Origin of the sequence: Adhaeribacter aerolatus (assembly GCF_007991635.1) — a bacterium.
In the GTDB taxonomy this organism is placed as follows: Bacteria; Bacteroidota; Bacteroidia; order Cytophagales; family Hymenobacteraceae; genus Adhaeribacter; species Adhaeribacter aerolatus.
Genome location: NZ_BJYS01000032.1, coordinates 1 through 12899, shown reverse-complemented (window position 1 = coordinate 12899; position 12899 = coordinate 1). Strand labels below are relative to the sequence as shown.

The following is a 12899-nucleotide window of genomic DNA, read 5'->3' as shown; positions in this document are numbered from 1 at the left end:
GTACATCGGTAGAATTATTCTTGTTTTACCCCAAAGTTCTACAAATTGCTTTAAAGAAATTTTCAAGTAATGCTTTGCTAGAGTTATACACAAAATGGGTAAACAGATGCGTATGGTAGAAATAGCAGCCCGCCGGAGGAACTATTCCCCTCCACGGAGGGGTTAGGGGTGGGTTCAATATAGCAGCTACCGTATGAAGTCCAGAATTATTCCCTATCAGCCCCACTTAAAGCAACTGGCCCGGCAGCTCCGCAATAACAGCACCCTGGCCGAAGTGCTTCTCTGGAATGAATTAAAGGGTAAAAAGTTGAATGGTTATGATTTTGACCGGCAAAAGCCCCTGGATGCCTATATTGTGGATTTCTATTGTAAATAGTTAGGGTTAGTAATTGAAATAGATGGCGCCAGCCACAATTATACCTATACGGAAGACATAATGCGCCAGAAACGGCTGGAATCCTTTGGGGTTTGTTTTTTGCGTTTTACGGATACGGAAGTAAAAAAGAATATGGAAAATGTGCTCCGAACGATTGAAATCTGGATGGAGAATCGGTTGTCTCAACAGTTGACCCACCCCTAACCCCTCCGCGGAGGGGAATAAGCTATTCCGGAACGCCACTGCCTTCTTTTGGGAATGTATTTATAAATAACCTTTTGATTGCCTACTGACAACGTGTTAGAGTTATGAAATTGTTATGTAGTTTTATATAGCATAAAACTTGTTAATTTAATTAAACGTCAAAGTGAAGCATTAATCTTAAAAGTGAAATAGCGCATTCTCTTCCCCTGCTTAGTACTTGATTTACTTCTGTTTCTTCGAGTAGTTAAAGCAACTGAAAAACTATTCTCCAACACGCAATACTATTTTTCCGATGTGTTGACTGCTTTCCATCAGGGCATGGGCCTGGGCGGCTTCGGCCAAAGGAAACTCCTGGTAAATAACGGGCTTAAATTTCCCGCTCTCCAACACCGGCCAAAAGTTTTCCAGAATAGCTGCTGTTAAGTCTGCTTTAAATTGGGCAGAGCGGGGGCGTAGGGTGCTGCCGGTAATGGTTAACCGATTACGCATCAGGTGCTGGATATTAAACTCGGCGGGTGCGCCCTGCATGGCATTAATAAATATTAACCTACCATCCGGCCGCAGCAAGTTCAGGTTTTTGTGGGTATAGTCGCCGCCTATCATGTCCAGGATTACGTCTACGCCATCAGCTTGCAGCACCTGGGCAAAATCTTCGGTTTTGTAGTTAATGGCCCGTTCGGCACCTAAGTCTTCGCAGCGGGCACATTTTTCGGAGCTGCCGGCAGTGGTAAATACGCGCGCCCCGAAGGCTTTGGCCAACTGAATGGCTGTAATGCCAATGCCGCTGCTGCCGCCGTGTACCAAAAAGCTTTCGCCGGGCTGTAAAGCGCCCCGCTGAAATACATTGTGCCAAACCGTAAATACCGTTTCGGGCAAAGAGGCGGCTTCGGTAAAAGACCAACTAGATGGTAAGGGCAAACAATGGCGGGCATCTACTACCGCAAACTCCGCGTAGCCACCGCCGCCCAGCAAAGCGCAAACCGCATCGCCGGGTTGCCAGCGGGTAACTTCAGCGCCAATTGTTTCTACTACACCCGCCACCTCCAGGCCCGGTATATCGGCCGGTACGCCAATGGGAGGCGGATAACCACCCCGGCGCTGGAAAACATCGGGCCGGTTTACGCCCGCTGCTTTTACCCGGATTAATATTTCGTATGGCGACGGCGTGGGCGTTGGCCTTTCCTGTGGTTGCAGTACTTCGGGGTTGCCGGGTTGGGTAATAATGATGGCCTGCATTGGGGTAACTTTAAGTTTCTGATAACTGCTTACGTTTATTTCTTATACCCAATCGCCTTTACTGCGGCGGCAGCATCGGGAACAAGCGCCTGATATCAGCCTCGGTGGGCCTTTTGCCGTACTCGCAAATTTCGAATACTTCAGCCATAGTTGTCTGTGCCGCCCGTTCCTGGCCGTACCATTTTCCTAGCGATTGCCTTACTTCCGGGCTGATGTTTACGCGGGTTAAATATTTATTCCAAAGCCATTTTTTACGTTCCTGCAGATTAGTTGGCACCGATTTATCGTGGGCGGTCCAGGGCAGCCACTCGTACACCTGCGAAACGTGCGCATCCAGAGCGTGTACTTTTTTATCGTAAACCGAAGTAATATCTACGGCAATGTCGGGCCGGAAGGGGTTAGGCCGCTGGAAATGATCGCGGGTATACAAAAACAAAGGGTTATTTTCCAGGGGAGCTACCTTGGGCAAAATATTGGGCACGATAACCAGGTAAGCGGCATCCTGTACCAAAACCCCGGTATACCGATGATCTGGGTGGTAATCGTTGGGGCGCGGCGCAATCACCACGTCGGCTTTCCACTCCCGTATCCGGCGTATTACCTCCAGCCGGTTTTCCAGCGTAGGCATTAATTCTCCATCGTGGTTGTTCAGTACTTCGTAGGTAACGCCCAGCCGGCGGGCTACTTCGCGGGTTTCCTCTAATCTTCGCTTGGCTAGTTCTGGCCCGCCCATTTGCTGGTGGCCTTTGTCGCCGTTGGTTAAAGATACAAACTTAACGGCGTGTCCCGCCGCCACATACAAAGCCGCCAGTCCGCCCGACGAAATATCACAATCATCGGGATGCGCGCCAAACACAATAACCCGGATTTTAGGACTTTGCGCCGAAACCGATTGCGCCAGGAATAAAAACAGAAATAAACACGAATAAAGCTTTTTCATGAAGGAGAGTCTTTAATGATTTAGGCGAAAACCCAAAATAAGAAAATATTTTAAATATCAGGCTGGTCCGGCTTTGTTCCCTTCACGCGAACTTCCCAAACCAATATGCCTTTTTCTAAATTCTAGATATGGTGCTGATAATGCGTGGCTTATGCCAAGCGTTTGTAATAATGTAAGCAGTAAAAACAGGTTCCTATTGAATGACAGGAATGGGATTCATTCAGCAATTTTCTTTTCTTTCATCAAATCAACAGTATGCGAAAACCCTTTGCATTGGTAATTCTGTTACTGCATTCACCAGGAAGAAATAATACCAAATAATAACACCTATCATAAAAGGACACTTTATCGTTGTCATCTTCATAATTCAGAAAATTCTAGCAGGATCTTTTGGTTAGAAAATCAAGTGGGCCATATAGCCTTTACCTGTTGATGTGTGTGAAGGTGTTTAAACAACAGATTCTTCCAACATGACAGCGAGAATATTTATGGAAGATATCTAACACTGTTTGGTATAAGAAGAAAAAGAAAAGCTTTACAAGAACGGGTACTTTCGGAAGGAAACGGTGCCCATTGCATCCTTCTCGTAGGTAGCCAGGACATATTGTTTTAGTTCCGGGCTAAAATTCTCCGCTCCCGGTATTAATTTATCCGGCACAGGGCTGCCTTTACGAAAAAAGTAAACTTTCGTGTTCCCGTATTTGGTATGAGGCATAAAATTGCCGTAGTCCTTCATTTCAGTCCAAAGGGTATCGGTGAGGGTAACGGCATAAACCCGAATGATAGGACCAGTATTGTTCTCGTTCCGGTACAAGGCAACCTCTTCAAAATTGCCCGGCAAATCATTTACGCCCGGCTCATTGGTGGCATCGGCAATTATCCAAACCAGCAGCAAGGCCACTGCCATACCCATTAAATATCTTCGTCTTCTTTTATCCATACCAGCTGAAGCTTATAAAGCTTTTTAATAGTGAACGTACCGGTTACAAAGATAAGTATAACCTCTTTACCAAGAAGAAAACACCCACCGGATTCCCGGTAGAGGGCCGAGCCTTTCTGTTCTTATAAAATAAATATCTGCCGTACTTGATTTAGTAAGGGCAATAACCCGATAGGATTAATTAAGAGCGTCTTGAATATAAACCAACAACCTCACGGGTTCAGCACCAGGAATTATGTCATGCTGATAAAACTTACACTTTGGGTTCCCAGCCGGGCTGGTATTCGCGGGCCCAGAATTTCATGGCTTCGGGGTTGTTTAGAATATGGCCGTTCTCCGGATTGATATTCAGGGTATAACCGGTGCGCAAGGCAATATTACCTAACTGGCACAGCAAGGTACTCTGGTGCCCTCCTAAAATATCTGAAATCAGCTTAGTGCCGGTGCGAATACCATCCAGGAAGTTTTGCATATGCGGGGCATCTAATTGCTGGGCCGGGCTGGTCGTGTTAAGCGACTCCATTTTTACCTGATTTTTTACCTCTTTTACTACTTTGTTCTTCGGGTCATAAATGGTATAAGCATTGCCATCGATTAACATAGAGCCGTTATCACCATAAAATATTAAAGCGGTGCCGCTTCCATCTACCGACTTGCCGTTACAACTGCGCCCCTCATATAAAATACTGGTATTGTTTTTAAATTCGAGGGTGATGACCTGCGTGTCAGGCGTTTCCTGGTCGTCCTGGTAGCGGTAACGACCGCCGGCCGAAGTCACCCGCGTGGGATAATCCACACCTAAGCCCCAGCGAGCCAGGTCTATCTGGTGCATACCGGTGTTACCCGATTCGGCGGTACCCCAGTGCCAGAACCAGTGCCAGTTGTAATGTACTACGTTGTCGCGGAATGCCCGCCGCGGCGCCGGGCCTTGCCACAATTCATAATCGAGCCACTCGGGCACGGCTGTTTCTTTGCCAATGCCAATGGAAGGCCGGTTATTGGCGTACCAGGTCTTCACAAAATAAGGTCGGCCGATTGCGCCACCGTGCAGTTCCTTAATGGCTGCCGCTACGTTGGGCCAGGAGCGCCGTTGGTTGCCTAGTTGTATTACCCGATTATATTTTTTGGCTGCTTCTACCACCAGTTCTCCTTCGCGGGGATTATGGCTGGCCGGCTTTTCGAGGTAAACATGTTTGCCGGCCTGGCAGGCCAGGAGCGCTGCCGGCACGTGCCAATGGTCGGGGGCGGTAACTACCAGGGCATCTACATTTTTATCTTCCAAAGCTTTCCGGAAATCGGGCCGGGCTTTGGGTTGTTTTTTTTGAATTTTTCCGACGCTGGCGATGCATTTCTCGGCCGCCCGGCGATCCACATCCGATACGTACAACACCTCGCAGTTCGGCAGACCCGCAAAGTTATCGGCTACAGCAAAACCCCGCGAATTCACGCCCATACAAGTTACCCGAATCCGATCGTTCGCCCCTAAAATATTGCCATAACTCTGCGCGCTAAAACCTGGCAAAATGCCACCCAAACCGGCTACGGCCGCCCCGGTTAATGTTTTCCGGATAAATGCCCGGCGTTGTATTAACTCTTCACCCATTATGGAAATATTATGATTTAGTTGATTAATAGATTGTTGGATTGTTAAATTGTTGAATTGTTAATCCAATATTAATATTCTAAATAGTAAGCTGTATTAAACATTAATATTCGCTAGTCAGTAGCTCTGGCCTTGTGTTTAAACCGGTTAATAGTCGGGCAGAAGTGTTAGAATTGGCGGTGATAACACCATGGCGAAATACCCATCTCCTGATTCTTGCTACCTGATACCTGATACTTGCTACCAACTACCTGCTACCAACATCCACTTTAAACTTTCAGGAATATTTTTTGGCGGTATAAAAAGTAGAGGAACAGCCACACCAGCATCATGGCGCCAAAAGCCTGAAAAACTTCCTGCCAGGGTTCCGGGGCGGGCGCGTACAAGCCACCAAAAAGCAGTTTAGAGGTGTGCGAAAAGTTAATAAACCGGTAGGCCAGGTAAACGGTAATAGAGTTCATGCCGATTACCATAAAAAAGAAAGCCCATTTCCGGAATTGCAGCACATCGATAACAAAATAGAAACCAGCCAGGAAGATAAAAGCCATGCCGGCCGTGAGGCAAATAAATGAGCTGGACCAAAGGTGTTTGTTAATGGGAAAGTGCAGGTCCCACAGAAGCCCCAAAGCGATACCAGTTACCCCGGCCAGCAGCAAGGTCTGTATTTTCCGGTTATCTTTCCAGTTGGTGCGTAAAATATCGCCGGCCATGGCACCGAGTATTGTCAGGCAGATAGCAGGGAATTGGGTGAGCAAACCTAATTCGTCGTATATTTTTTGCAGCAGCCGGCCCGGCAGAAACGTCCGGTCGATCCAGCCAACCAGGTTGCCTTCCATGGTTAAATTACCCGCACCGTAGCCCGGTACCGGAATTAAAAAGAGCGCCGCATAATACAAAACCAAAATAATTCCGACCAACGATAACCGTTTGCGGCCCGAGAAGTTTAAATAGAGCAGCGTGGTAACAAAACCGGCTAACCCAATCCGGCCCAACACACTGCCTAACCGAATTTGCGAAGGTTCGAAAAAGGGGAAGGGTGCGTTTTTATCCAATATACCCAGTGCAATCAGAATAACCATGCGCCAGAAAGCCTTGCGGTACAAATCGGATTTGCTCAGGCCCATTTCCAGGCCCCGGTTTAAAGAGAAAGGCAGCGATACCCCGGCCAGGAATAAGAATAGCGGAAATATAAAGTCGTAAAAAGTAAAGCCGTGCCAGGCCGGGTGCGTTAGTTGGTCCGCTATCCAATCCACCCAGGCCAAGCCGGTTAAATCTTTCATCAGCACCAGGAAAGTACCACCACCGGCAATCAGCAGCATATCGAAGCCCCGGAGCGCGTCGATGGAAAGGAGCCGGGTTGATTTTTTAGCTGATCCGGCCGGTTGTAAGGGTTTGGTTGAGGTTGTGGCTGGCGCGATTTCCGCAGCACTTTCGGGATTGACCAATTGCTTTACGGAAGCAAACCAGGAGACAGAAGCAGGTTGATTTTTCATGCGTTTGGTGGATATAGTTGGCTTATCAGATTTGGGGTAATAAGGCTTTTCTGGCACTGCTTTAAAATATTCCTTCCGTGATTCTTTATTCTGCCGTAGTAATTTTAATAATTATACCAATGCTGCTTCAGCAGAAAAGACATCAGACACAACACTTTATCAGGAGTATGCTAAATATAATTAATGAAAGGTTAAAACAAAACCTTTTCGGAGTTTAATAGCTTCGATTACACAGAATAAGGTTCTGAAACATAATACTTGTTAGAATATCTATTTAAACATGGAATATAATGGGGCCGCCTTTTGAAAGATTTCATCCTTCAATATTCAGGTGCTAACTGTATTGAGAGGTCTAAGTAGCCTCCCGGCCGGCGGGCTCCGTTTGGTCATTCGGGCTGCTCATCTTTCCTTTGCTCGTGTCTCGCAATGCTGCGCACCGGAAACCCAGAAGAGCATCTTCCAAAAGGCCCTCATCGCCCAAACTGATGTCAGTTGCCAGTAGCTGCCGATATTCCGCATATGTCTAATGTTGATTTAGAAGCTGTGGAATTAAAATTAGTAAGACTCAACTATCGCGAGCGTCCCGCTCGTGATTTCTTCCGGCCTCTGGCCGATATAGTAGTATTTTAGTTTTTCTCAGCTGGTACGTTTACACGGGCCAGAGGCCGGAAAATAAAAAGACACGAGGCGGAGCCTCGCGCCATAAATTCCATAACAATAATCTCTATAGGTTGCCTTTAAATACCCGATAATTCTATCGGTTGGGCATTGGGCTGGGCCTGGTAGAGCACATAAGTACCTTTCGCATCCTGCTGCGGTTGCACGCGCTGCGTCTTCTCGCCTTGTTTTACCTGTACCGTTTTCCAGTCCGGGGAAACGTACGACTTTAAGGTAAGTGGCAGGTTATACATCGTTTTATCCAGGTCGTGGGTAAGATTAACCGTTACTTTGTCTTCTTTTTCCGCTACCTGTACTTTGGCGTTCATGCGCTCCCGCATGTATTTAGTAACATCGCCAAAAGTGGCCACCCAAAGTTTATCTTCCTGCGCTTTAATGTATTCGAAATATTCTTTCAGCAACTCCGATGACAAGGCTTCCCAGCCAATACCATCCACTCCGTGAAATACCAGTACCAGCCAATCTTTATCGTGGGCGGCTACGGTATCTACCCAGGATTTCATGAGGGGCAAAGGGGTTTTGGTGGTGGCGCCCCGCTGCCATTGCACGTATTCTTTATCGGAGGTGCCGGGCTGCACTTTGCTGCCCCGGTTTATTTCTGTCAGGTACGGTTCGGGCATCCGGTTGCGCAGAGCCGGGTATATCTTATAGGCATATTCCATTACCCGCTCGTTCTCGGTACCGTAGGGGCCTTCGGCCGAAAAAGTGTAGGCCGGACCTAATTGCTTCTGAATATCTTCTTTACTCTTCTCCAACTCGTACACCAGGTTGGCTTCATCTAAAGCCGCTAAGCGGGGATGCGTAACGGTATGGCTGGCAAATTCGTGGCCTTGTTTGGCGTAAGCTCTTATTTTATCCCAGGTTACACCCCGGGCTTCGGCTACTTCGTTGTTGCTCTGGTAACCGGGTTTAAACGCACCGTCTCTTACTTTTTTATAGACTTCATCTATTACCTTATAAGCCTCTGCTTCTTTGCCCGCATCTATCAAAGCGCCCGCCTGGGTATGATAATCGATGGTGCCCTGATAACCCAGAAAACCTACGGCCGAAGCCCGCTCGAAAAAGTTATCTTTATTAGTAGGTACCGTAGCTGTTTCCTGAATAATTTCTTTTACCGGCCGGCCAAGAAATTTCCCCTGGTACTGCGAACCCGGTATTTGCCCGGTAATAATGAAAAAGGTGGCCGGTAAACCCAACTGGTTCATAATGGGCAGGGCTTTGGCAAACTGGTTCGTAGAGCCGTCGTCGTAAGTCAGCGAAACGGCGGCTTTCTTGTTGTACTGCCATTTGGTAATTTCGGTGGCATTAGACGATTTTTCCGGCGCATTACAGGCGCTAAACAGCGCCAGCACAAGGGAGAAATAAATTAAATTTTTAAGCATGGTGGATAAAGGTGATGGAAGTTGGTCAAGTCAGAAATTTAATAATTCTTCCCAATTATTAAGCTATCTCCGGCCAAACAAATTTCTGCTAAACTTTCTGCGGGCTTTTTTGGTTAGGAAGCCTGCCGGAATGGCTTTAACTTTGCGGGCGGGTTTGCGTTTATGCTGAAACTTAAACCAGTAGCCCCGCAGTAAATACAATAGGTAATACCCCATGAATAATACCTTATCGGGCGAGAACACAGTATCTCAACGCGTAGCCCAGCAGGCCGTTTTCCCGGTGCTGTTTGCCCTTAGCTTCTCGCACCTGCTCAACGATACCATGCAATCGCTGATCCCGTCTATTTACCCGCTGGTGAAAGATTCATTTCGGCTGGATTTTGCGCAGATTGGTTTAATTACTTTAACCTTCCAGTTGTCGGCCTCTATTCTGCAGCCCTTTGTTGGGTTTTATACCGATAAAAAGCCGCAGCCTTATGCACTGGCGATAGGGATGGGCTTTACCTTACTGGGTTTATTGCTGTTATCGCAGGCGGCGAGTTTTTCGTTTTTGCTGTTTTCGGTGGCCCTGGTGGGCATGGGTTCGGCGGTTTTTCACCCGGAGGCTTCGCGCATGGCGCACCTGGCTTCCGGCGGACGACGGGGCATGGCGCAGTCGTTGTTCCAGTTGGGCGGCAATGCAGGCAGTTCGCTGGGGCCTATTCTGGCGGCTTTGGTAATTGTGCCTTTCGGGCAGGTTTCTATCGGCTGGTTTTCGGGAGTGGCGTTGCTGGCTATTTTGGTACTGTGGCGGGTTGGCCGGTGGCAGCAAAACCACACGGCTCAAATCCGGCAGAAAGCCGTAACTGTGCACCCGGAAGTACCAACCGGTTTATCCAGATCAAAAATTATTTTGTCGCTGGTAATATTATTAACGCTTATTTTCTCGAAGCATATTTACCTATCGAGCATGACGAGTTATTTCACCTTTTACCTCATCGATAAATTCGGGGTATCGGTGCAAAGCTCACAAATGTATTTGTTCGTGTTTTTGTTTTCGGTAGCGGCGGGTACTTTTATTGGTGGACCGGTAGGGGATCGCTTTGGCCGTAAATACGTTATCTGGGGCTCTATTCTGGGTGTAGCACCGTTTACGTTACTGCTGCCCCACGCCAATTTATTCTGGACCGGCGTGCTCATCGTGCTTATCGGGGTGATTCTGTCGTCGGCGTTTTCGGCTATATTGGTGTATGCCCAGGAGCTGGTGCCGGGTAAAATTGGCCTGATTGCCGGATTATTTTTTGGGTTTGCTTTTGGTGTAGCCGGTATTGGATCGGCGGTGCTCGGCGAAGTAGCCGACCGCACCAGCATCGGCTACGTATTCCAGCTTTGTGCCTTTTTGCCGCTGATTGGTTTACTCACCGGTTTTTTACCGGATGTAGAGAAAAGCAGAAAAGCTTAGGCTACCTCTATTTCAGGAAAATAGTTTTGTTTAACCGGGCCGATTCCTTGGCGGCTTCCAGTATTTCTACAACGGTAATATTAATGGGTAAACCGTATAAATCATTTTTATCCAACGTAAGTTTACCGCTTACCACGGTTGCCAGTAAAGAAAAAGGATCGGTATAAGGCTCGGGTCGCGGTTCCAGTTTTAAGGTGGTTTCGGACGATTTTTCATCCAGCCGTTGCCGGACAGTAGTGGCATTTACGGCAATGGCGTAGCCTTTATCGCCGTAAACCTCCAGGTCTTTGCGGGCAAAGGTCCAGTTCCAGGAACCCTGAATGATGCACTGGGCCTTGGGGTATTGCAGAATGATGGTGGCTTCGTCATCTACCTTTTTATAAATTTCCGGTTTATTCTGGTGCACCACGGCGGTTACCGAAACCGGCCGTTGGCCTTTTAAAAGCCAGGTCATCAGGTTAGCACCGTAGCAGCCGAAATCAGTTAAAGCGCCGGCTCCGTTTTTTACCGGGTCGGTTAGTATTTCCAGAAATGCCTGGCTTACGCCAATTTCTTTCGGGCCCTGGTGGCCGTCGTTTACCATTACTTTCCGGATTTCGCCCAGTTTGCCCTGGTTCAGTAAATCGTTTACATGCTGGTTGCTGGCGTACCACGAGGTTTCAAAATTAGTGAGTACCTGAATATTATTTTTTTTGGCCAAGGTCTGCATTTTCCGGGCATCGGCCAAAGTGGTAGCCAGGGGTTTTTCCACCATTACATGAATTTTGCGCGGCGCACAAGCCCGCACCACGGTTATATGCTCGCTGATGGCACCAAAAGCCGAAACAGCCTCGGGCTTTACCTGGTCCAGCATTTTATTTAAATCCGTAAAAAAGAGCTTGGGGTCGAGCTTGTATCTTTGCGCGTACTGGTTCGCCAGTTCTTTATCAGGCTCGTAAATGCCCACCAGTAAAATATCCTGTTTACCCGGCCGGTTAAAAATCCAATCGACGTGGCCGTGACTTAAACCGGCTACGGCAATTTTTACCGGTGATTGGGCAAAAGTCTGGAACATAAGCATTATCAGCATAAAGGTTAGCAAGCCGTACTTCATATCCGGAAATTTTAAGGCGGAATTTCTTTAATATTACCACCGGAAGATACTTAAACCTTTTGAATAAGTAAGCCTGCCGTAACCAGGAAAAGCTGGAGCAGATTGGGCATAACCGGGACAGCCAGAATACAAACAAAGGCTTAGCCAGCGTTATTCTAAGTGCCTCCGGCCTTACAAATATTAAGATTAAACAATTTATAAAGTGATAAAAAAATACCGGCACCGCTTACTTTTAATAAGTTTACCGCTACAAATAATTATAGTTCAGTTTCTTTCGGCGCGGACCCACTGGGTAGAACAGGTTTATACCCACGGATTTTACAAAAGCTTAAGCCAAACGCTCCGCATCGTATTCGGGGCTATTCCGGTGCCGGTCGGGCAATTGCTTTTTTACGGTATTATAGCCGCCATGCTGTTTTGGTTGCTCCGGCAGGTCCGGCAGATGTGGTTAAAACAGGTGAGCCTGAAATTATTTTTTAAGCGCGTTGGGCTGGCGGCCGTGGGTTTTTTATCGGTGTTTTATTTTTTGTTTACCCTCATGTGGGGACTTAATTACCACCGCCGGCCCATCCACGATATTGTCGGCATCCAGCCCCGCACCCTCGCAAAGCCGGAGTTAATCACCCTTTGTGTAAAATTGATCGGGCTAACGAACCAAAGTCGCCAGCAGGTAACGCAGCAGGAAAAGCAGCCTTTAATATTACCCATCAGCCACGAGCAAATGCTGGAAGAAGCTACGCGGGGCTTTGCGGTGATGTCTAGGCAATTTCCCGAATTAACGTACACCTATCCGGCCGTAAAGCAAGTGTATGTGCCCCAATTAATGTCGTTTTTCGGGATTGGCGGTATTTATTTTCCGTTTACCGGCGAAGCCAACGTTAACATGGACCCGCCTAATTTTTTACTACCCGCCACGGTTTGTCACGAAATGGCCCACCAGATAGGTGTAGCTTCGGAAGACGAAGCTAATTTTGTATCGTACCTGGCCTGTCGCCTGAACCCCAATCCGGCGTTTCAGTATTCGGGTAACCTGATGGCCATGAAGTACGCCATGAACCGCCTTCGCACGGTAGATTCAGTGGCGTTTAAACAGTTGGAAAAAAGGTTCAGCCCCGGCTTGCAGCAGGACTTAAAAAAAAACCAGGCGTACTGGGAAAAATTTCAGAATCCGATTGAGGTTGTCAGCGATGGTATTCACGATTTATTCCTGAAAGCCAACGACCAGGACGAAGGCCTCGAAAGCTACAGCATGGTGGTAGAGTTGCTCCTGGCCGAGTTCCGGAAAAACCAGTTGAAATATTAAAATAAAGGTGGGCAATAGCTTGCAGCAGAACGCCAGTTTCGTTGCCTTTTTGTTGCTTGGCTTTTCCTTTGCCAAGCGTAATTGTTTGAATATTATCAACGATTGTTATGCAAAGTTTTGTTAAGCGGCAACGTCTAATCTAAAGGTGTCATTCAGGAGGAAACTATTTAGCAGGCAGCCAACAAGTTTCCTCCCTTTAGATTTGTGAGA

Annotated in this window: 9 protein-coding genes and 1 pseudogene; 3 read left to right on the top strand and 7 right to left on the bottom strand. The window is 47.5% G+C overall.

Annotated features, from left to right (window positions below; all coding sequences use genetic code 11):
• The first annotated feature begins 193 nt into the window (after nucleotides 1-193).
• Nucleotides 194-580, top strand: a pseudogene (locus AAE02nite_RS19200) (endonuclease domain-containing protein).
• A gap of 261 nt (nucleotides 581-841) precedes the next feature.
• Here the strand turns inward: AAE02nite_RS19200 and AAE02nite_RS19195 are convergent.
• The 6 genes from AAE02nite_RS19195 to AAE02nite_RS19170 form a co-directional block, all read right to left on the bottom strand.
• Complete coding sequence (locus AAE02nite_RS19195; RefSeq protein ID WP_146901598.1) at nucleotides 842-1816, bottom strand: NAD(P)H-quinone oxidoreductase; 975 nt, start codon at nucleotides 1814-1816, stop codon at nucleotides 842-844.
• A 58-nt stretch (nucleotides 1817-1874) separates the two neighbouring features.
• Complete coding sequence (locus AAE02nite_RS19190; protein ID WP_146901595.1) at nucleotides 1875-2756, bottom strand: PIG-L deacetylase family protein; 882 nt, start codon at nucleotides 2754-2756, stop codon at nucleotides 1875-1877.
• Nucleotides 2757-3291: 535 nt separating this feature from the next.
• The gene (locus tag AAE02nite_RS19185; protein WP_146901593.1) at nucleotides 3292-3696 is read right to left on the bottom strand and encodes a hypothetical protein; all 405 of its coding nucleotides are present in this window, start codon (nucleotides 3694-3696) and stop codon (nucleotides 3292-3294) included.
• 253 nt (nucleotides 3697-3949) lie between these two features.
• Nucleotides 3950-5299 (bottom strand): Gfo/Idh/MocA family protein, encoded by a 1350-nt coding sequence (locus AAE02nite_RS19180; protein WP_146901590.1) that lies wholly within the window; start codon nucleotides 5297-5299, stop codon nucleotides 3950-3952.
• 269 nt (nucleotides 5300-5568) lie between these two features.
• A complete protein-coding gene (locus tag AAE02nite_RS19175; RefSeq protein WP_146901587.1) occupies nucleotides 5569-6792 on the bottom strand; it encodes an acyltransferase family protein in 1224 nt (407 codons plus the stop codon).
• Between the two features lie 737 nt (nucleotides 6793-7529).
• Complete coding sequence (locus AAE02nite_RS19170; RefSeq protein WP_146901583.1) at nucleotides 7530-8852, bottom strand: polysaccharide deacetylase family protein; 1323 nt, start codon at nucleotides 8850-8852, stop codon at nucleotides 7530-7532.
• Nucleotides 8853-9066: 214 nt separating this feature from the next.
• Here AAE02nite_RS19170 and AAE02nite_RS19165 point away from each other — a divergent pair, with 214 nt between their 5' ends.
• A complete protein-coding gene (locus tag AAE02nite_RS19165; protein WP_146901580.1) occupies nucleotides 9067-10293 on the top strand; it encodes an MFS transporter in 1227 nt (408 codons plus the stop codon).
• Between the two features lie 7 nt (nucleotides 10294-10300).
• On the opposite strand, the gene AAE02nite_RS19160 is transcribed toward AAE02nite_RS19165, so the two are convergent.
• Nucleotides 10301-11386, bottom strand: coding sequence for a Gfo/Idh/MocA family protein (locus tag AAE02nite_RS19160; RefSeq protein ID WP_146901577.1), 1086 nt, complete (start codon nucleotides 11384-11386; stop codon nucleotides 10301-10303).
• Between the two features lie 202 nt (nucleotides 11387-11588).
• Here AAE02nite_RS19160 and AAE02nite_RS19155 point away from each other — a divergent pair, with 202 nt between their 5' ends.
• On the top strand, nucleotides 11589-12689 hold the full coding sequence (locus AAE02nite_RS19155; protein WP_170252647.1) for a DUF3810 domain-containing protein: 1101 nt from the start codon (nucleotides 11589-11591) through the stop codon (nucleotides 12687-12689).
• The last annotated feature ends 210 nt before the right edge of the window (nucleotides 12690-12899 follow it).

Coding starts and splice junctions, on each gene's coding strand:
- AAE02nite_RS19185 (WP_146901593.1), bottom strand. CDS start 3,696: ATGGATAAAAGAAGACGAAGATATTTAATGGGTATGGCAGTGGCCTTG.
- AAE02nite_RS19180 (WP_146901590.1), bottom strand. CDS start 5,299: ATGGGTGAAGAGTTAATACAACGCCGGGCATTTATCCGGAAAACATTA.
- AAE02nite_RS19175 (WP_146901587.1), bottom strand. CDS start 6,792: ATGAAAAATCAACCTGCTTCTGTCTCCTGGTTTGCTTCCGTAAAGCAA.
- AAE02nite_RS19160 (WP_146901577.1), bottom strand. CDS start 11,386: ATGAAGTACGGCTTGCTAACCTTTATGCTGATAATGCTTATGTTCCAG.
- AAE02nite_RS19165 (WP_146901580.1), top strand. CDS start 9,067: ATGAATAATACCTTATCGGGCGAGAACACAGTATCTCAACGCGTAGCC.
- AAE02nite_RS19195 (WP_146901598.1), bottom strand. CDS start 1,816: ATGCAGGCCATCATTATTACCCAACCCGGCAACCCCGAAGTACTGCAA.
- AAE02nite_RS19190 (WP_146901595.1), bottom strand. CDS start 2,756: ATGAAAAAGCTTTATTCGTGTTTATTTCTGTTTTTATTCCTGGCGCAA.
- AAE02nite_RS19170 (WP_146901583.1), bottom strand. CDS start 8,852: ATGCTTAAAAATTTAATTTATTTCTCCCTTGTGCTGGCGCTGTTTAGC.